Source organism: Enterobacter sp. CPE_E890, from assembly GCF_046521475.1.
Classification (GTDB): Bacteria; Pseudomonadota; Gammaproteobacteria; order Enterobacterales; family Enterobacteriaceae; genus Enterobacter; species Enterobacter adelaidei.
In genome coordinates, this window is the sequence record NZ_JBKFZW010000001.1 from 4,446,994 (window position 1) to 4,468,009 (window position 21,016).

The 21,016-nt window shown below is 55.7% G+C and carries 12 protein-coding genes; 7 read left to right on the top strand and 5 right to left on the bottom strand.

Annotated features, from left to right (window positions below):
* Nucleotides 1–85: 85 nt before the first annotated feature.
* The 3 genes from arcB to lptF form a co-directional block, all read right to left on the bottom strand.
* Entirely contained in the window at nt 86–2,419 is a 2,334-nt protein-coding gene (gene arcB / locus ACLHV9_RS22005) for an aerobic respiration two-component sensor histidine kinase ArcB (RefSeq protein WP_028017022.1), read from the bottom strand.
* Nucleotides 2,420–2,554: 135 nt separating this feature from the next.
* Nucleotides 2,555–3,637, bottom strand: coding sequence for an LPS export ABC transporter permease LptG (gene lptG, locus ACLHV9_RS22010; RefSeq protein ID WP_028017021.1), 1,083 nt, complete (start codon nt 3,635–3,637; stop codon nt 2,555–2,557).
* Entirely contained in the window at nt 3,637–4,737 is a 1,101-nt protein-coding gene (gene lptF / locus ACLHV9_RS22015) for an LPS export ABC transporter permease LptF (RefSeq protein ID WP_028017020.1), read from the bottom strand. The genes lptG and lptF overlap by 1 nt, the downstream gene beginning before the upstream one ends.
* Before the next feature lie 267 nt (nt 4,738–5,004).
* On the opposite strand from lptF, the gene pepA reads away from it, so the two are divergent.
* The 5 genes from pepA (at nt 5,005) to ACLHV9_RS22040 (ending at nt 11,613) form a co-directional block, all read left to right on the top strand.
* Nucleotides 5,005–6,516 (top strand): leucyl aminopeptidase, encoded by a 1,512-nt coding sequence (gene pepA / locus ACLHV9_RS22020; RefSeq protein ID WP_028017019.1) that lies wholly within the window; start codon nt 5,005–5,007, stop codon nt 6,514–6,516.
* A 68-nt stretch (nt 6,517–6,584) separates the two neighbouring features.
* Nucleotides 6,585–7,028, top strand: coding sequence for a DNA polymerase III subunit chi (gene holC / locus ACLHV9_RS22025; RefSeq protein ID WP_008502815.1), 444 nt, complete (start codon nt 6,585–6,587; stop codon nt 7,026–7,028).
* The gene (locus ACLHV9_RS22030; protein WP_407221067.1) at nt 7,028–9,883 is read left to right on the top strand and encodes a valine--tRNA ligase; all 2,856 of its coding nucleotides are present in this window, start codon (nt 7,028–7,030) and stop codon (nt 9,881–9,883) included. Before holC ends, ACLHV9_RS22030 begins: the two co-directional genes overlap by 1 nt.
* A 123-nt stretch (nt 9,884–10,006) precedes the next feature.
* Entirely contained in the window at nt 10,007–10,510 is a 504-nt protein-coding gene (locus ACLHV9_RS22035) for a GNAT family N-acetyltransferase (RefSeq protein ID WP_028017017.1), read from the top strand.
* Nucleotides 10,511–10,593: 83 nt separating this feature from the next.
* Nucleotides 10,594–11,613 (top strand): NAD(P)-dependent alcohol dehydrogenase, encoded by a 1,020-nt coding sequence (locus ACLHV9_RS22040; RefSeq protein ID WP_028017016.1) that lies wholly within the window; start codon nt 10,594–10,596, stop codon nt 11,611–11,613.
* A gap of 63 nt (nt 11,614–11,676) precedes the next feature.
* Here ACLHV9_RS22040 and ACLHV9_RS22045 read toward each other — a convergent pair whose 3' ends face one another.
* On the bottom strand, nt 11,677–13,314 hold the full coding sequence (locus ACLHV9_RS22045) for a dihydroxyacetone kinase subunit DhaK (RefSeq protein ID WP_108091089.1): 1,638 nt from the start codon (nt 13,312–13,314) through the stop codon (nt 11,677–11,679).
* Nucleotides 13,315–13,451: 137 nt separating this feature from the next.
* On the opposite strand from ACLHV9_RS22045, the gene ACLHV9_RS22050 reads away from it, so the two are divergent.
* Nucleotides 13,452–14,948 carry a helicase HerA-like C-terminal domain-containing protein gene (locus ACLHV9_RS22050; protein WP_407221068.1) on the top strand — a complete coding sequence of 499 codons (1,497 nt, stop codon included), beginning with the start codon at nt 13,452–13,454 and terminating at the stop codon, nt 14,946–14,948.
* Here the strand turns inward: ACLHV9_RS22050 and ACLHV9_RS22055 are convergent.
* Nucleotides 14,928–15,869: a TIGR01212 family radical SAM protein gene (locus ACLHV9_RS22055; protein ID WP_108091103.1), complete on the bottom strand. Its 942-nt coding sequence runs from the start codon at nt 15,867–15,869 to the stop codon at nt 14,928–14,930. The genes ACLHV9_RS22050 and ACLHV9_RS22055 overlap by 21 nt on opposite strands.
* Nucleotides 15,870–16,555: 686 nt before the next feature.
* Between ACLHV9_RS22055 and gltB the strand changes: the two genes are divergently transcribed.
* Nucleotides 16,556–21,016 (top strand): glutamate synthase large subunit, encoded by a 4,461-nt coding sequence (gltB, locus tag ACLHV9_RS22060; protein ID WP_108091091.1) that lies wholly within the window; start codon nt 16,556–16,558, stop codon nt 21,014–21,016.

A 21,016-nucleotide genomic window follows, 5' to 3' on the forward strand; every position in this document is an offset into this window, starting at 1 on the left:
CATTCGAAAATAACTTGAAAAAACAGGCGCAGCCAAGATTTCCCTGGTGTTGGCGCAGTATTCGCGCACCCCGGTTAAGCCGGGGTCATTTTTTTCTGGCGTCGACCCAGGCTTTAAGTACCGCAACATCGTTTTGCCACTCTTGTTTCATCTCTTCGACCCAATCACCCACGTTATCTTCCCATGCAGGTAAATCAGGCGACTGAATCTGTTGTCCCAGCTGTTGCAGGTGACGCAGGCCAACCGAGCCGGCCGCACCTTTGATTTTATGCCCTTCTTCCACAATACCTTTCTGGTCTCGTGCCGTCAGGTTTGATTCCAGCACACTCAGATAGCCAGGCATCATCTTTTCGAACACAGCCAGACCGTCGGTAATCAGTTTTGGACCAACCAGATCGATATACTGCTCCAGCATCGCGGTATCGAGTATCGTTTGGGCTTTTGCGCTATCAACAGACGTCATGGTGCTCTCCTCTTCATCACGGGTATCCCAGAACTTCTTGATCATGGCGGTCAGGGCAGGCACCGCCAGCGGTTTGCTAAGCACATCATCCATACCGGCATCGAGGTACTCTTTTTTGTCTTTCAGCACGTTCGCCGTCAGCGCGACCAGCGGCGGCAGATCGTCAGCGGCATACTTGCTCGTCAGTTCACGTGAGATATCCAGCCCGGTCATATCCGGCAGTTGAATATCCAGCAAGACGAGGTCATATTCACCCGGTTTAAACATCTCCAGCGCGGCTTTACCGGTCATTGCCACGTCCACACTGTTACCCAGTTTTTCCAGCACCGAGCGTGCCACAATCACGTTCAGCTCGATGTCTTCCACCAACAGGACGTGCAGCGCGGGCAGCGGCATATCGTCGTTTTCAAAGGTATCCTCAACCTCTTCAGCCACCGCTGGCGCATGTACCGTCAGCGTGAAGGTCGAGCCTTTGCCCGCCTGGCTGGTTACCGTAATGTCCCCGCCCATACTCTTCGCAAGCCGTTTAGATACCGCCAGGCCAATGCCTGTACCGGTGGCAGGTTTCCCGCCGTTGCTGTCTTTCACCTGGTAGTACATCGCGAAAATTTTGTCCTGCTCCTCCTGCGGAATACCAATCCCCGAGTCTTCCACCTCAAAGTGCAGCATGTCACCTTCGTCATAGCGGATGCGCACCGCAACCTGCCCCTTCTGGGTAAATTTCACAGCGTTACTGATAAGGTTCCACAGGATCTGGCGCAGGCGGGTACCGTCCGTGACCACTTTATGCGGCAGTGGCAGAGAGGGTTCCATCACAAAACTCAGCCCTTTCTGCTGCGCCTGCAGACCGGACAAGTTTTCCAGATCGGCCATAAAGCTGGTGAAATCAACCGGCTGGTTATCCAGTTGGACTTTACGGCGCTCCATCTTATCCATGTCGATAATATCATTGAAGATATTCCCCAGCGTGACCGCCGAGACATGGATCGTTTTGAGGTATTTTTCCTGCTCCGCGGTCAGATCGGTGTCCAGCAAAATACGGCTCAGACCGACAATGCCATTAAGCGGCGTACGCAGTTCGTGGCTGATGGTGGAGATAAAGGTGGTCTTATCGCGGCTGGCACGCTCCAGGGCATCCTGATAGCGCTTACGCTCGGTAATATCGCGACCAAAGCCCATCAGGCCATGACGTTTCCCGACGCGGTCGTAGTACGGCACTTTACGGATCTCAAAGCAGGCTTTGCGCCCGTCCGGGTAATCCAGCCACTGTTCATAGGTCAGCGAGACGTTGTGGCGGAAGACTTTTTCATCTGTCTCCATGACCTTGGCCGCCGCCTCCTCAGAATAGACATCCTGTGGTTTCAGGTGAATCAGCTGCTTTTCACTTTTCCCGGTCAGCAGCTCCATCGCCCGGTTACAGCCGGAGAACTCTTTGTCTTCGTTACGGTAGAAAACCAGATCCGGTGAAGCATCGAGGAACGAACGCAGGAAAGAGGATTGCTGCTCAAGCTGGATCTGCGTCACCTCACGCTCTTTCATTTCGATTTTAAGCTGCTCCAGCGTAGCCTGACGTTCGGCTTCCGCCTTCTCACGATCTGAAATCTCCTGGTTCAGCTGTGCAATGTTGTCTTTGAGCTGAACATTGAGCTTCAGGTCGCGCTCGCGCATCTCTTCCAGTTTATCCACCAGTTTTGACAAGCGCTGACGGGATTCTTCCAGCTGTTCAACCACCACGGAGAGGAAGTAGACCGCCCAGGGGGTAATGAGCAAGCCAAAGAAGATGGAGCGGATAACGTCGATACTCTCCACCTGACCATGCAAAACCATGGTGACGGCCATCTGCACAACGATGGCCAGAACGACCAGTGCCAGCGCAAGCAGCATGGAGAAACGCACCAGCCCGAGCTTCATCATCAGGTCGACGTAGTACTGGGCAAGCATTCGAATTTGCTTCATAGAGGATCCCTTCACGACTTTATCGCTCAATAATACTCAAATTCGCGGCGGGGCGTTGAAGGTTGTGAGAAAAAGTGCGGGATGAAACAGGAGATTAGCCCCGCTCCCGGTTAACCGGAAGCGAGGAGAGGTCAATCAGGAGCGTTTCAGAAGCAGCCAGAGGCTGATCAGGAGGAAACTGGCGCTTGGCAGCAACGCACCAATAATCGGTGGGATGCCGTAAACCAGCGTCAGCGGGCCGAAGATCTGGTCGAGCACGTAGAATACAAAGCCAAAGCTGATACCGGTTACCACACGTACACCCATCGGCACACTACGCAGGGGGCCGAAGATAAACGACAGCGCCATCAGCATCATCACCGCCACGGACATTGGCTGGAAGATCTTGCTCCACATGTTGAGCTGATAACGTCCGGCATCCTGGCCGCTCGACTTCAGGTATTTCACATAGTTGTGTAAACCGCTGATAGAGAGCGCATCTGGATCCAGTGCCACAACACCGAGCTTATCCGGCGTGAGGTTCGTCTTCCACGTGCCGGAAACCGTCTGAGAACCGGTGATCTGTTTCGGGTCTGTCAGGTCAGACTCATCTACCTGTGACAAACGCCACTGCTTATGTTCGGGATCAAACTTCGCCGATGAGGCGTGTTTGACAGACAGCAAACGGCGCTGGTCGTTGAAGGAGTAGATACTCACACCGCCTAACTCATCGTTGCCTTTTACACGTTCAATGTAGACGAAGCTTTTTCCGTCTTTCGCCCACAGACCTTGCTGAGTGGAAAGCAGAGAGCCGCCGTACATCGCCTGAGCACGGTAGTTACGCGCCGTTTGTTCACCTTGCGGTGCCACCCACTCGCCAATCGCCATGGTCAGCAGCACCAGAGGGATCGCGGTTTTCATTACCGACAGCGCAACCTGCATACGGGTGAAGCCCGATGCCTGCATGACGACCAGCTCGCTGCGCTGGGCCAGCATCCCCAGCCCCAGCAGCGCACCTAACAGTGCTGCCATCGGGAAGAAGATTTGCACATCTTTCGGCACGCTGAGCAGGGTGTACATCCCCGCGCCCATCGCGTCATAGCTCCCCTGCCCGGCTTTTTTCAGCTGATCGACAAATTTGATAATGCCGGAGAGCGACACCAGCATGAACAACGTCATCATGATGGTGGTAAAAATGGTTTTACCGATATAGCGATCAAGAACGCCAAACGCCTGCATTAGATGGCTCCTTTACGCGAGAATCGGGCACGTATGCGGCGCACTGGCACCGTATCCCACAGGTTTAATCCCAGCGCCAGTAAGATGTACAAGCTGTTGACGACCCATGTCCAGACCATGGGATCCAGCTTACCCTTAGCGCCGTTTGAGCGAATCGAGGTTTGCAGCAGGAAGTAGATCAGGTACAGCAACATCGCCGGCAGCATGGAGAGCACACGTCCCTGGCGAGGGTTGACCACGCTCAGCGGAACCACAATCAATGCCATCATAAACACCGTAAAGACGAGAGTAATTCGCCAGTGGAACTCAGCGCGCGCTCTGTCGGTATCGGTATTCCACAGCGTACGCATGTCCATTTGTTCGGTATCCGATGGGTCGAGCGCCACAGCCTGATGACCAATAATGGCCTGATAGTTCTGGAAGTCCGTGATACGGAAGTCCCGCAGCATCGCGGTACCTTCAAAACGGGTACCTGTATTCAGCGTCACAATCTGCGAACCATCTTTGCGTTGAGCAAGCTGGCCAGAGTCGGCGACGACCACAGACGGACGTGCGTTACCTTTCGTACGCAGCTGCGCCAGAAATACGTCGTTGAATTTACTGCCGTCTACGCTCTCAATAAACAGCACAGAGTTACCGTCAGTCGCCTGCTGGAACTGCCCCTGGGCTAATGCCGCCATGCCGGGGTTCGCTTTCGCTTCGGCCAGCACTTCGTCCTGATGACGGGAGGACATGGGACCTGCCCACATTACATTCACCGCCGCAACGATACCGGTGAACAGCGCCAGTATCATCGCGGCCTTCACCAGCACGGCTTTGCTCAGACCACAGGCATGCATCACCGTGATTTCACTCTCGGTGTAGAGCTTACCAAGCGTCATGAGCAGACCAAGGAAAAGACTTAGCGGCAGGATAAGCTGCGCCATTTCCGGGATCCCTAAACCAAGCAGGGAAAGCACCAGATTCGTTGGAATTTCGCCGTCAACGGCCGCACCGAGGATCTTAACCAACTTCTGACAGAAAAAAATCAGCAGCAGGATGAAGAGGATCGCCAGTTGGCTTTTGAGCGTCTCCCGCACCAGATATCTTATGATTATCACTTTAAATACGCCCGTAAAAACCCGTCTCTTTGCTGGAAAATCGCTTGTTTCATGGCTTAAACGTCATTTATTCTCTTGAGTCGTCGAAATCATCGCTAAGATTAAAACACCCGGCGGATTCACGCTTCAGGACTTTTTTCTGACGTGTCGAAACCGTAATAACGTAAGATTAACACGAAGTCACCACAACAGCGGACATGAGTTACGAAAGCTTTCAATTCTATCTGTAGCTGCCGCCGTTGTCTTTAAGATTCAGGAGCGTAGTGCATGGAGTTCAGTGTAAAAAGCGGTAGCCCGGAGAAACAGCGGAGTGCCTGCATCGTTGTGGGCGTCTTTGAACCACGCCGACTCTCCCCGATCGCCGAACAACTCGATAAAATCAGTGACGGCTACATTAGCGCCCTGCTGCGCCGTGGCGAACTGGAAGGCAAACCTGGGCAGACGCTGTTACTGCACCATGTTCCGAACGTACTGTCCGAGCGCATTCTGCTGATTGGCTGCGGTAAAGAGCGCGAGCTGGATGAACGCCAGTATAAGCAGGTGATTCAGAAAACGATCAATACGCTGAATGATACCGGTTCAATGGAAGCTGTCTGCTTCCTGACAGAACTGCACGTCAAAGGCCGTAATACCTACTGGAAAGTTCGCCAGGCTGTCGAAACAGCAAAAGAGAGCCTGTACAGCTTCGATCAGCTGAAGACCAATAAAAGCGAGCCGCGTCGCCCGCTGCGTAAAATGGTCTTCAACGTGCCAACCCGTCGCGAACTGACCAGCGGCGAACGCGCTATTCAGCACGGTCTGGCGATTGCGGCTGGCATTAAGGCGGCGAAAGATCTCGGTAACATGCCGCCTAATATCTGTAACGCCGCGTATCTGGCATCCCAGGCGCGCCAGTTGGCTGATACCTACAGCAAGAATGTCATCACCCGCGTTATCGGCGAACAGCAGATGAAAGAGCTGGGGATGCACTCATATCTGGCCGTCGGTAACGGCTCTCAGAACGAATCCCTGATGTCAGTCATCGAATACAAGGGCAACCCGTCCGAAGATGCACGTCCAATCGTGCTCGTCGGCAAGGGCCTGACTTTCGACTCCGGCGGTATCTCGATCAAACCTGCCGAAGGCATGGACGAGATGAAATACGACATGTGCGGCGCAGCGGCCGTATACGGCGTGATGCGTATGGTCGCAGAACTTCAGTTGCCGATTAACGTCACTGGCGTACTGGCAGGCTGCGAAAACATGCCTGGCGGTCGCGCTTATCGTCCGGGTGACGTCCTGACCACCATGTCTGGCCAGACGGTTGAAGTCCTGAACACTGACGCCGAAGGCCGTCTGGTGCTGTGTGACGTGCTGACCTACGTTGAGCGTTTCGAACCTGAAGCGGTCATCGACGTGGCTACCCTGACCGGTGCCTGCGTGATCGCGCTGGGCCATCACATTACCGGCCTGATGTCGAACCACAACCCGCTGGCACACGAACTGATTGGTGCCTCGGAACAAGCCGGTGACCGCGCATGGCGTCTGCCGCTGGGTGATGAGTATCAGGAGCAGCTGGAGTCTAACTTTGCGGATATGGCGAACATCGGCGGCCGTCCTGGCGGTGCTATCACCGCAGGTTGCTTCCTGGCACGCTTCACCCGCAAGTACAACTGGGCACACCTGGATATCGCGGGCACCGCATGGCGTTCCGGTAAAGCCAAAGGCGCAACCGGTCGTCCGGTCGCGTTACTCTCGCAGTTCCTGCTGAATCGCGCTGGGTTTAACGGCGACGAGTGATGTAAAACGCCGGGTGGCACTATGCTTACCCGGCTTTGCATTTAAATCCATGACAAGAAGCCCCATATATGAAGAATGCAACGTTCTACCTTCTGGACAACGACACCCATCAGGATGGCCTGAGCGCCGTCGAACAGCTGGTGTGTGAAATTGCCGCAGAACGTTGGCGAGCAGGCAAGCGCGTTTTGATTGCCTGCGAAGATGAACAGCAGGCTATACGGCTTGATGAAGCCTTGTGGGCACGCCCGCCTGAGAGTTTTGTGCCGCATAACCTGTCTGGCGAAGGTCCGCGCGGCGGTGCGCCAGTCGAAATTGCCTGGCCGCAAAAGCGCAACAGCAGCGCGCGCGATATTCTGATTAGCCTGCGGATAGATTTTGCAGATTTTGCCACCGCTTTCACAGAAGTGGTAGACTTTGTCCCTTACGAAGAATCTTTGAAACAACTGGCGCGCGAACGCTATAAAGCGTACCGCCTGGCTGGTTTTAACCTGAATACGGCAACCTGGAAATAATGGAAAAGACATATAACCCACGCGATATCGAACAGCCGCTTTACGAGCACTGGGAACAGCAGGGCTATTTCAAGCCTAACGGCGACGAAAGCAAAGAGTCCTTCTGCATCATGATCCCGCCGCCGAACGTCACCGGCAGTTTGCATATGGGTCATGCTTTCCAGCAGACCATCATGGACACCATGATCCGCTACCAGCGCATGCAGGGCAAAAACACCCTGTGGCAAGCGGGTACTGACCACGCGGGTATCGCGACCCAGATGGTGGTTGAACGTAAAATTGCCGCGGAAGAAGGTAAAACTCGCCACGACTACGGTCGCGACGCGTTCATCGACAAAATCTGGCAGTGGAAAGCGGAATCTGGCGGCACCATTACCCGTCAGATGCGTCGTCTTGGCAACTCCGTGGACTGGGAGCGTGAGCGCTTCACCATGGATGAAGGCCTGTCCAACGCCGTTAAAGAAGTCTTCGTCCGTCTGTATAAAGAAGACCTGATTTACCGTGGCAAACGCCTGGTAAACTGGGATCCGAAACTGCGCACCGCAATTTCTGACCTGGAAGTGGAAAACCGCGAGTCTAAAGGCTCCATGTGGCATATCCGCTATCCGCTGGCTGACGGTGCAAAAACCGCCGATGGTAAAGATTACCTGGTGGTCGCGACGACTCGTCCGGAAACCCTGCTGGGTGATACCGGCGTGGCTGTTAACCCGGAAGATCCACGTTATAAAGATCTGATCGGCAAATTCGTGGTGCTGCCGCTGGTTAACCGCCGTATTCCGATCGTGGGCGACGAACACGCCGACATGGAAAAAGGTACCGGCTGCGTGAAAATCACCCCGGCGCACGACTTTAACGACTACGAAGTCGGTCGTCGTCACGCCCTGCCAATGATCAACATTCTGACCTTCGACGGTGATATCCGTGAAAGCGCAGAAGTGTACGATACCAAAGGCGAAGAAACTGACGTTTACTCAAACGCTATCCCGGCAGAATTCCAGAAAATGGAACGTTTTGCCGCGCGTAAGGCGATTGTGGCTGCCGTTGACGCACTCGGCCTGCTGGAAGAGATCAAACCTCACGATCTGACCGTGCCGTACGGCGACCGTGGCGGTGTGGTTATTGAGCCAATGCTGACCGACCAGTGGTACGTGCGTGCTGACGTACTGGCGAAACCGGCTGTTGAAGCGGTTGAAAACGGCAGCATCCAGTTCGTGCCGAAGCAGTACGAAAACATGTACTTCTCCTGGATGCGTGATATTCAGGACTGGTGTATCTCCCGTCAGCTGTGGTGGGGTCACCGCATCCCGGCATGGTACGACAACGAAGGCAATGTCTACGTTGGCCGCACGGAAGAAGAAGTTCGTCAGGAAAATAACCTGAGCGCTGACGTTGCGCTGCGCCAGGACGAAGACGTGCTGGATACCTGGTTCTCTTCCGCGCTGTGGACCTTCTCCACCCTCGGCTGGCCAGAAAACACCGATGCGCTGCGTCAGTTCCACCCAACCAGCGTGATGGTTTCCGGCTTCGACATCATCTTCTTCTGGATTGCCCGCATGATCATGATGACCATGCACTTCATCAAAGATGAAGACGGTAAACCGCAGGTTCCGTTCCATACCGTCTACATGACCGGTCTGATCCGTGACGACGAAGGCCAGAAGATGTCTAAATCCAAGGGTAACGTTATTGACCCACTGGATATGGTTGACGGTATCTCCCTGGAAGAGCTGCTGGAAAAACGCACCGGTAATATGATGCAGCCGCAGCTGGCTGAGAAAATCCGCAAGCGTACCGAGAAACAGTTCCCGAACGGGATCGAGCCTCACGGTACTGACGCCCTGCGTTTCACCCTGGCGGCACTGGCTTCTACTGGCCGTGACATCAACTGGGACATGAAGCGTCTGGAAGGTTACCGTAACTTCTGTAACAAGCTGTGGAACGCCAGCCGCTTCGTGCTGATGAACACCGAAGATCAGGATTGCGGCTTCAACGGCGGCGAGATGACTCTGTCTCTGGCAGACCGTTGGATCCTCGCGGAATTCAACCAGACGGTGAAAGCGTTCCGCGAGGCGCTGGACAGCTACCGCTTCGATATCGCGGCAGGCATCCTGTACGAATTCACCTGGAACCAGTTCTGTGACTGGTACCTGGAGCTGGCGAAGCCAGTGATGAACGGCGGTTCTGAGGCGGAGCTGCGCGGCACGCGCAACACGCTGATTACCATGCTGGAAGGTCTGCTGCGTCTTGCGCATCCAGTCATTCCATTCATCACCGAAACCATCTGGCAGCGTGTGAAAGTGATTGCTGGCATCAACGCAGACACCATCATGCTGCAACCATTCCCGGAATTCGATGCGGCGAAGGTTGATGACGCTGCGTCAGCAGATACCGAATGGCTGAAACAGGCGATCGTTGCAGTACGTAACATTCGTGCAGAAATGAACATCGCCCCGGGTAAACCGCTGGAATTGCTGCTGCGTGGTTGCAGTGAAGCTGCTGTTCGTCGTGTCACCGAGAACAACACCTTCCTGAAAACCATGGCGCGTCTGGAAAGCATCACTGTGCTGCCTGCAGATGATAAAGGTCCGGTATCCGTGACTAAAATCATCGACGGCGCAGAGCTGCTTATCCCGATGGCGGGCCTGATCGACAAAGACGCCGAGCTGGCTCGTCTGGCGAAAGAAGTGGCGAAAGTCGACGTGGAAATCGGCAAAATCGAAAGCAAGCTGGCGAACGAAGGCTTTGTGGCCCGCGCGCCGGAAGCGGTCATCGCCAAAGAGCGTGAGCGTCTGGTTGCTTTCGCCGATGCGAAGACCAAACTGATTGAGCAGCAGGCAGTGATTGCCGCCCTGTAATGCTTTTACCCCTTACGCTTCAGGGCGTAAGGGGTAACCTTCCTGAAAACTCCTCGCTTGCACTCCCCTTTCTGCGGTGCTATTAACAGCAGTTATGTGTCAATTTTTGTAATGAGTAATGCTATGAGCGTGATTACCCCCGTCGCGACGACGATGCGTCGGATCACTGAGCAGGATAACCCGGCTATTGCCGCCGTTATCCGCACCGTTTCTGCCGAATATGGCCTGACGGCTGACAAAGGCTACACGGTTGCAGACCCAAATCTGGATGAGCTTTTTCAGCTCTACAGCCAGCCAGGGCATGCCTATTGGGTAATCGAGCAGAATGGTCTGGTTGTGGGCGGCGGCGGCGTGGCGCCACTCAGTTGTAGCGAGCCGGATATCTGCGAACTACAGAAAATGTATTTCCTCCCAACTGCACGCGGGCAAGGACTGGCGAAAAAGCTGGCACTGATCGCCCTGGAACACGCACGTAAGCAGGGTTTTACGCGCTGTTACCTCGAAACAACCGCCTTCCTCAAAGAGGCCATTGGCCTGTATGAACATCTGGGCTTTGAGCATATTGATGCACCGCTCGGTTGTACCGGCCACGTCGATTGCGAAGTCAGGATGCTGAAAAATCTGTAAATAATATTGCCGCCCTCTTCTGTTAAGCGGTGCTGAACTGAATGCTCTACACTCTCAGTTCACACCACAACGGGGGAAACACGATGTCGAAGATAAAAAGCTACGCCGCACCGCAGGCAGGTGCAGAACTTGAGCTTTACGAGTACGATGCGGGCGAACTAAAAGCAGAAGACGTCGAAGTACAGGTTGATTACTGCGGGATCTGCCACTCGGATCTCTCGATGATCGACAACGAATGGGGCTTCTCCAGCTACCCGCTGGTTGCCGGACACGAAGTGATTGGCCGCGTCGTGGCGCTCGGTAGCGCCGCGCAGGACAAAGGACTGAAAGTGGGTCAACGCGTGGGCATTGGCTGGACAGCACGCAGCTGTGGCCACTGCGATGCCTGTATCAGCGGTAATCAGATCAACTGCCTCGAAGGCGCCGTTCCTACCATACTTAACAAAGGTGGTTTTGCCGATAAGCTGCGCGCCGACTGGCAATGGGTCATTCCACTGCCGGACAGCATTGATATCGAATCCGCCGGTCCATTGCTGTGTGGTGGTATTACCGTCTTCAAACCTCTGCTGATGCACCATATCACTGCCACCAGCCGCGTGGGCGTCATCGGTATTGGCGGACTGGGGCATATCGCCATCAAACTGCTGCACGCGATGGGCTGTGAAGTCACAGCGTTCAGTTCAAACCCGGCGAAAGAGAAAGAAGTGCTGGCGATGGGTGCAGACAAGGTAGTGAACAGCCGCGATCCGCATGCGCTGAACGCGCTGGCAGGCCAGTTTGATCTCATCATCAACACCGTCAACGTCGATCTCGACTGGCAGCCGTATTTTGAAGCGCTGGCCTACGGCGGTAACTTCCACACCGTAGGTGCCGTGATGAAGCCGCTGCCCGTTCCGGCGTTTACCTTAATTGGCGGGGATCGCAGCGTGTCCGGCTCTGCCACCGGTACGCCATTCGAGTTGCGCAAACTGATGAAGTTTGCCGGACGCACCAAAGTGGCTCCGACTACTGAGCTGTATCCGATGTCAAAAATCAACGAAGCGATCCAGCACGTGCGTGACGGTAAAGCCCGTTACCGCGTGGTGTTGAAAGCGGATTTTTGATTTTCACGCGGACATCATGTTTTCAGGCCGGGTAAGGCGTAGCCGCCACCCGGCATTTCTACACTACCGAGCCAGCGCAGCAAACACCTCTGCCACCGCGACCGCCCCCGGATCCATTACTCCATCCAGATTCTCTTTATTCACATACGACGAACGCCCCGCTCCGGCTTTCCGCATTTTCGCGGTCGCTTCGGCACCCTGCCGCGCAGCCTGCGCCGCCGCGTGAAGATCGCCTTTCAGCAACGCCTCCAGCGCGGGCTGCAGCGCGTCGATCAGCGTACGATCGCCAAGATCAGCCCCACCGTACTGCTTCATCTGCGCCAGCCCACTCAGCAGGGCCTCCGGCAACGGCTTCCCGTCATGCAGCTTTTGTCCGGCCGCCGTAAAGAAGATCGACATCAGCACGCCACTCGATCCGCCCATCACCGTGGCCAACCGCTCGCCTACCAGCAACAGCAGCGTTGGGATATCATCCAGAGGCAGTTTGTGCTCCTCAAGGCGCTGCGCAATGTCTCGCGCTCCTTGCGCAAAGGTAGAGCCGGTATCGCCATCCCCCACTTTGGCATCCAGTGCATTGAGCCGATTTTCAAGCTTAATCAGCGTGGTTGTTACCTGGGAGACATACTCGCCCACCTCTGCGTTAGCAGATGGGGTATATTCCACGCGGTCATGCAGCGCGCTATGTTCCTGTACACGCAAGGGGGCAAACGCCACTGGTTTTTGCCAGCCCAGCGTCTCAACCTCTTCATGGAGCGCTTTTTCAAAGAGGTCGTTAAGCTTCAATAACGTCAGGGAAAAGCCCTTCATATCCAGGGCACTCACCAGCGGCGCGGGGCCAATCAGGTACGCGATATGCTCTTTCAGAGCCGAGTGCGCCAGCTCTTTGGTGAGCAGCGCCATCTCCAGCGCCGACACGCCGCCAAGATTGTTAATCAGCACTGCAAAGCGCCCCTCTCCCGCCTGCTCGCGTAACGGTGTTACCAGCGTGTCGATAATGGCTTTGCTGTTTTGCGTATCAACCACCGAAGCTCCCGGCTCCCCGTGAATACCGAGCCCCAGTTCCACATGACCTTGCTTAATTCGCCCTTCTCCATCATCACTGCCTGGCAGGTTACAGGTTTGCATCGCAACGCCCAGGCTCCAGAGATTATCGCAGGCCTGTTGCGCAATATCCCGCACTTCACTCAGTGATTTCCCGTGCTCCGCCGCATAACCTGCAATCTTATGTACCAGCGCCGTACCGGCAATGCCGCGCGGCTGCTTGTTATCCGGCAGCGCGATGTCATCGGCAACAATCACCATCTCCACCTTCAGGCCATAGCGTTTGGCCTTTTCCGCTGCCAGACCGAAGTTCAAGCGGTCGCCGGTATAGTTTTTGACGATCAGCAGACAACCGCGATCGCCCGTTACCGCCACAATGGCGTTCAGTACCGCATCCACGCTCGGCGAAGCAAACAGATCGCCGCACACCGCCGCCGTCAGCATGCCTTTGCCGACAAACCCGGCGTGTGCAGGCTCATGACCAGAGCCACCGCCGGAGATCACCGCCACGCGGCTTTTGTCCCAGTCGCCGCGCGCGACGATCCTGATGGCCGGATCGATATCAAGTTTGACGAGATTTGCATGTGGCGCAGAAAGCAGTATGCCTTCAATGGCATCGTTGACCAGCTGTTTGCGATCGTTAAAGAAGAATCTGGACATAGTTTCCCACTATTTTGTGAACCGTATGCAAAAGCATAGTCCGCGCTGGATAATGCGCCGCAAAGTCAGGAATTTACTCAACCAAATTGCGACCAGGTTGCCTATACTCCACCCAGGACTAAGAGAGGAAGCGCATTATGAGTACACCATTGTTAATTGCCAGGACGCTGGAAAAAGAGCTGTATTTACTGCCCGCGATGGCGAACCGCCACGGTTTGATCACCGGCGCGACCGGGACGGGGAAAACCGTGACCCTGCAAAAGCTGGCGGAGTCGCTTTCGGAGACTGGCGTGCCGGTCTTTATGGCTGACGTGAAAGGCGATTTAACCGGTGTCGCTCAGGAAGGGACGGCCTCTGAAAAACTGCTCGAACGGCTGAAGAATATTGGCATCACGGACTGGACGCCGCATAACAATCCGGTGGTGGTGTGGGATATCTTCGGTGAGAAAGGCCACCCGGTGCGCGCGACCGTCTCCGATCTCGGCCCGCTGCTGCTGGCCCGTCTGCTTAACCTCAACGACGTGCAGTCCGGCGTATTGAATATTATCTTCCGTATTGCCGATGACCAGGGGCTACTGCTCCTCGATTTCAAAGATCTGCGCGCCATTACCCAATACATCGGCGATAACGCTAAATCCTTCCAGAACCAGTACGGCAATATCAGCAGCGCCTCGGTGGGCGCCATTCAGCGTGGGTTGCTGACCCTGGAGCAACAGGGGGCCGAACACTTCTTCGGCGAGCCGATGCTGGATATCAAAGACTGGATGCGCACCGACAGCAACGGCAAAGGCATCATCAACATTCTGAGTTCTGAGAAGCTCTATCAGATGCCGAAGCTTTACGCCGCCAGCCTGCTGTGGATGCTCTCTGAGCTCTACGAACAGCTACCCGAAGCCGGTGACCTGGAAAAGCCCAAACTGGTGTTCTTCTTTGACGAAGCACACTTGCTGTTTAACGATGCCCCACAGGTACTACTGGACAAGATTGAACAGGTTATCCGCCTGATCCGTTCCAAAGGTGTTGGCGTCTGGTTTGTTTCGCAAAATCCGTCAGATATTCCGGACAACGTGCTCGGGCAACTTGGTAACCGCGTGCAGCACGCCCTACGCGCCTTTACGCCGAAAGATCAGAAAGCCGTTAAGGCCGCCGCGCAAACCATGCGCGCCAATCCGGCCTTTGATACCGAAGCGGCGATTCAGGCGTTAGGCACCGGTGAAGCGCTGATCTCGTTCCTGGATGCGAAGGGCAGCCCGTCCGTGGTGGAACGCGCCATGGTGATCGCGCCCTGCTCGCGCATGGGGCCGGTGACCGACGATGAGCGTAACGGTCTGATTAACCACTCTCCGGTTTACGGGAAGTACGAAGACGAGGTGGATCGCGAGTCCGCATTCGAGATGCTGCAAAAAGGGGTCCAGGCGACAACGGAATCGCAGGATGCGCCTGCCGCTAAAGGGCACGCCGTGGATGACGGTATTCTCGGGGGGCTCAAAGACATCCTGTTCGGCAGCACCGGGCCGCGCGGCGGCAAGCGCGATGGCGTGGTACAGACCATGGCGAAAAGCGCCGCGCGACAGGTCACTAATCAGATAGTGCGCGGCATGCTGGGAAGCCTGTTAGGCGGCCGTCGCCGGTAGACGGGGAACCCACGGGTGGCCAAGCGCCGAACCCTGTACACCGTTCTCCTGTAGATAGCGGTCGATTTCCACCATCCCCGTCCAGCGGTTCTCACACCATAGCGGTGCCAGAAGCGTTGGACGGCGAGCGCTGGCCGAAATACGGTGGTAGACAATTTCCGGCGGTGTGTGGCGAATCATCTCCCCCGCCGTCACCGTATAGTCCTCAAGCTCAATACCGCTTAACCGCCCGGCCTCCCAGGCTTTCGCCATAATGCTGCCCTTCACGATATGCAGCGGGTGCAGCTTAATGCCGTCAACGCCGGTCTCAACCACCTTTTCCAGCGTCTCCAGACCGTGCTGTCGCCCTTCCCCCGGTAAACCGACAATCAGGTGCGAACAGACCTTCAGCCCACGCTCACGGGCCAGCCGCGTGGTGCGCTGGTAGCAGGCAAAATCATGCCCACGGTTAATGCGATGCAGCGTTTTGTCATGTGCAGTTTGCAAGCCCAGCTCCAGCCAGATCTCGTAACCTTGTTCTTTGTACTCGCTGAGCAACTCCAGCACCGCGTCCGGTACACAGTCCGGGCGCGTGCCCACGCACAGCCCAACGATGTTAGCCTGACTGACGGCCTGCTGATACATAGAGCGCAGTACCTGCACCTCAGCCCACGTGCTGGTGTAGGCCTGGAAATAGGCCAGATATTGCTTAGCGCGGTTCACCAGGCTCGCCTGATGGGCAAGCTGTTCAGCGATAGATTTATGCTGCTGTGCTTCGTCAGCAAACGACGCAACGTTACAGAACGTGCAGCCACCCCGCCCGATGGTGCCATCGCGATTCGGGCAGCTAAAGCCGCCATGCAGCGTCAGCTTATGAACCTTTTGCCCATAGCGTTGCAAAAGATCCCCACCAAACATATTGACTAATTTCTGTAACTGCATAATCTGATAGACCGTCCCGGAGAAAGGGGACAAGCCTGCCATTTTTAGCCTCTGTCGGCGATGACCTGGATCAATCGCCCCGGACGGCCTTTATCTATATGAATAAATACTCAGGATTACTGCAATTTCATTCACAACCCTCGTGATTACTTTTCCTTATATTCTGATTGTTTTTTTCATTTATAGCGCCACCACTGAAAAACAGTGGCTTTATGCGGGTTTGCAGTCAATGCCAGATTATTATTCTGCTATAAAACTGCTATTCAGCACGCTACATTGATAATACCGCTTTCATATAGTGAGTCAGATCACACTCCGCTGCGTCCTGCCAGGGCATGCAATCAATGTAAAAATAGTTAAATACCCTTTAATTACAATCAGATAAACTCTCTTTAGCACATTTTTGTATAAATAAGATTGCCATTTGACCTGTGTACCAATTCCCGATAAGTTGGAAATCCGCTGGAAGCTTTCTGGATGAGCGGCCTGCTCATCATATTTATGCAGTAATTGAGATTCCCTCTGAAGCAAGTCCTCAAACTTGTTTACCTGCGCGAAAGGATGAAAAGAGGGCGAATGCGAGGTCCGCGTATGAAACGCAAACCCCGTCGCCATGCTCTTTCTGTGCCTGTGCGCCACGGTAAAGTTCAGTGGGAAGCCCGACGAGCCTGGGGAGGTTCACTGATATGTTGTACGATAAATCCCTTGAGAAGGATAACTGTGGTTTCGGCCTGATCGCCCACATAGAAGGCGAACCTAGCCACAAGGTAGTGCGTACTGCTATTCACGCACTGGCCCGTATGCAGCACCGTGGTGCCATCCTTGCTGATGGTAAAACCGGCGACGGTTGCGGTCTGCTGCTGCAAAAACCCGATCGTTTCTTCCGTATCGTTGCGGAAGAACGCGGCTGGCGTTTAGCCAAAAACTACGCTGTCGGTATGCTGTTCCTGAACCAGGATCCTGAAAAAGCTGCCGCCTCACGCCGCATCGTCGAAGAAGAACTTCAACGTGAAACCCTGTCGATTGTCGGCTGGCGCAATGTGCCAACCAACGAAGGGGTGCTCGGTGAAATCGCCCTCTCCTCGCTGCCTCGTATTGAACAGATTTTTGTTAACGCGCCTGCGGGCTGGCGTCCACGCGATATGGAACGCCGTCTGTTCATTGCCCGTCGCCGCATTGAAAAGCGTCTCCAGGACGATAAAGAGTTCTACGTCTGTAGCCTCTCGAACCTGGTGAACATCTATAAAGGTCTGTGTATGCCGGCTGACCTGCCGCGCTTCTACCTGGACCTGGCGGATCTGCGTCTGGAATCGGCCATTTGCCTGTTCCACCAGCGCTTCTCCACCAACACTGTTCCACGCTGGCCGCTGGCTCAGCCGTTCCGCTATCTGGCGCACAACGGCGAGATCAACACCATCACCGGTAACCGCCAGTGGGCCCGCGCCCGTACCTATAAGTTCCAGACGCCACTGATCCCTGACCTGCACGATGCCGCACCGTTCGTAAACGAAACCGGCTCGGACTCCAGCTCCATGGATAACATGCTGGAACTGCTGCTGGCAGGCGGTATGGACATCGTTCGCGCCATGCGTCTGCTCGTGCCACCAGCCTGGCAGAACAACCCGGATATGGATCCGGAGCTGCGCGCGTTCTTCGACTTTAACTCCATGCACATGGAGCCGTGGGACGGCCCGGCGGGCATCGTCATGTCCGACGGACGTTTCGCTGCCTGTAACCTGGACCGTAACGGTCTGCGTCCGGCGCGCTACGTCATCACCAAAGACAAGCTCATCACCTGCGCCTCTGAAGTCGGTATCTGGGATTACCAGCCTGACGAAGTGGTCGAAAAAGGCCGCGTCGGTCCGGGCGAGCTGATGGTTATCGACACCCGCGGCGGGCGTATTCTGCACTCAGCCGAAACCGATCACGATCTGAAAAGCCGCCATCCGTACAAAGAGTGGATGGAGAAAAACGTGCGTCGTCTGGTGCCGTTTGAAGATCTGCCAGACGAAGAAGTAGGCAGCCGCGAGATGGACGACGACACCCTCGCAAGCTTCCAGAAACAGTTTAACTACAGCGCGGAAGAGCTGGATTCCGTCATCCGCGTACTCGGTGAAAACGGCCAGGAAGCCGTGGGCTCCATGGGGGACGATACCCCGTTTGCCGTGCTCTCCAGCCAGCCACGCATCATTTACGACTACTTCCGTCAGCAGTTTGCGCAGGTCACCAACCCGCCAATCGACCCGCTGCGTGAAGCCCACGTGATGTCGCTGGCGACCAGCATTGGCCGCGAGATGAACGTCTTCTGCGAGGCCGAAGGCCAGGCGCACCGCCTGACCTTTAAATCGCCGATCCTGCTGTACTCCGATTTCAAACAGCTCACCACCATGAAAGAGGAGCACTACCGCGCTGACACGCTCGATATCACCTTCGACGTGGCCGAAGCGAGCCTTGAAGAGACGGTGAATGCCCTGTGTGACAAAGCCGAACAGATGGTGCGTAACGGTACCGTTCTGCTGGTGCTGTCTGACCGAAATATCGCGAAGAATCGCCTGCCGGTGCCTGCACCAATGGCAGTCGGTGCTATCCAGACCCGTCTGGTAGAGAAGAGCCTGCGCTGCGACGCCAACATCATCGTTGAAACCGCAAGTGCACGTGACCCGCACCACTTTGCCGTGCTGTTAGGCTTTGGTGCGACGGCGATTTATCCATACCTGGCCTACGAAACACTGGCACGTCTGGTCGATACCCGCGCGATCGACAAAGATTACCGCGCGGTGATGCTGAACTACCGTAACGGCATCAACAAAGGTCTGTACAAGATCATGTCCAAAATGGGCATCTCGACCATTGCCTCCTACCGCTGCTCGAAGCTGTTTGAAGCGGTCGGCCTGCATGACGAGGTCGCCAACCTCTGCTTCCAGGGCGTGGTCAGCCGCATCGGCGGTGCCGGGTTTGCTGACTTCCAGCAGGATCTGGTCAACCTGTCGAAACGCGCCTGGCTGGCACGTAAGCCATTGGATCAGGGCGGTCTGCTGAAATATGTTCACGGTGGTGAATACCACGCCTATAACCCGGACGTGGTGCGCACGCTGCAGCAGGCGGTTCAGAGCGGCGAATACAGCGATTATCAGCAATATGCTGAGCTGGTAAACAGCCGTCCGGCAGCGACGCTGCGCGATCTGCTGGCACTGAATCCAGGGGATGATGCAGTCAGTATTGATGACGTTGAGCCAGCCACTGAGCTGTTCAAACGCTTTGATACTGCAGCAATGTCTATCGGTGCTCTCAGTCCGGAAGCCCATGAAGCGCTGGCTGAAGCCATGAACAGCATCGGCGGAAACTCGAACTCCGGCGAAGGCGGCGAAGATCCTGCCCGTTACGGCACCAACAAAGTGTCCCGTATCAAGCAGGTGGCATCCGGTCGCTTTGGCGTCACGCCAGCGTACCTGGTCAACGCCGACGTTATTCAGATTAAAGTCGCTCAGGGTGCTAAACCGGGCGAAGGCGGTCAGTTACCAGGTGATAAAGTCACCCCGTACATCGCCAAACTGCGCTACTCCGTACCGGGCGTGACGTTGATCTCTCCGCCACCACACCACGATATCTACTCTATCGAGGATTTGGCACAGCTGATTTTCGACCTGAAACAGGTCAACCCGAAAGCGATGATCTCCGTGAAGCTGGTTTCCGAGCCGGGCGTCGGTACCATCGCAACGGGCGTAGCAAAAGCCTATGCGGATCTCATCACCATCGCCGGTTATGACGGCGGTACCGGTGCAAGCCCACTCTCCTCCGTGAAATATGCGGGTTGTCCGTGGGAGCTGGGGCTGGTAGAAACTCAGCAAGCGCTGGTGGCTAACGGTCTGCGTCACAAGATCCGTCTGCAGGTAGATGGCGGTCTGAAAACCGGCCTCGACATCATCAAGGCGGCGATTCTGGGTGCGGAAAGCTTCGGCTTTGGCACCGGTCCAATGGTTGCACTCGGCTGTAAATACCTGCGTATTTGCCACCTGAACAACTGCGCAACCGGCGTTGCAACCCAGGACGAGAAACTGCGTAAGAACCACTATCACGGTCTGCCGTTCAAAGTGACCAACTACTTTGAGTTCATCGCCCGCGAAACCCGCGAGCTGATGGCACAGCTGGGCGTGAAGCGTCTGGTAGACCTGATTGGCCGTACCGACCTGCTGAAAGAGCTGGAAGGCTTCACTGCCAAGCAGCAGAAGCTGGAGTTGAGCAAGCTGCTGGAAACCGCGCAGCCGCATCCTGGCAAAGCGGTCTACTGCACCGAGAACAACCCGCCGTTTGATAACGGCGTGCTGAACGCGCAACTGCTGCAGCAGGCGAAACCGTATGTTGACGACAAGCAGAGCAAAACGTTCTGGTTTGATATTCGCAACACCGACCGTTCCGTGGGTGCCTCCCTCTCCGGTTACATCGCGCAGTCGCACGGTGACCAGGGGCTGGCTGCTGATCCGATTACCGCGCACTTCAGCGGTACTGCGGGCCAGAGCTTCGGCGTGTGGAACGCAGGCGGCGTTGAGCTGTATCTGACCGGCGATGCCAACGACTACGTCGGTAAAGGCATGGCGGGTGGTCTGCTGGCGGTGCGTCCGCCTGTCGGTTCAGCTTTCCGCAGCCACGAAGCCAGCATCATCGGAAACACCTGTCTGTACGGCGCGACCGGCGGTCGTCTGTTTGCAGCGGGCCGTGCGGGCGAGCGTTTTGCGGTACGTAACTCCGGTGCAATCACCGTGGTGGAAGGCATTGGCGATAACGGCTGTGAATACATGACGGGCGGGATTGTTTGCGTTCTGGGTAAAACCGGCGTGAACTTCGGCGCAGGCATGACGGGTGGTTTTGCGTACGTCCTGGATGAAGACGGCGAGTTCCGCAAACGCGTGAACCCGGAGCTGGTGGAAGTGCTGGACGTTGACACGCTGGCTATCCACGAAGAACACCTGCGCGGTCTGATTACCGAACACGTGCAGCATACCGGTTCTTCGCGCGGCGAAGAGATCCTGGCGAACTGGCCGGCGTTCTCTGCGAAATTCGCGCTGGTTAAACCGAAGTCCAGCGATGTTAAAGCACTGTTGGGTCACCGTAGTCGTAGCTCAGCAGAGCTGCGTGTGCAGGCGCAGTAA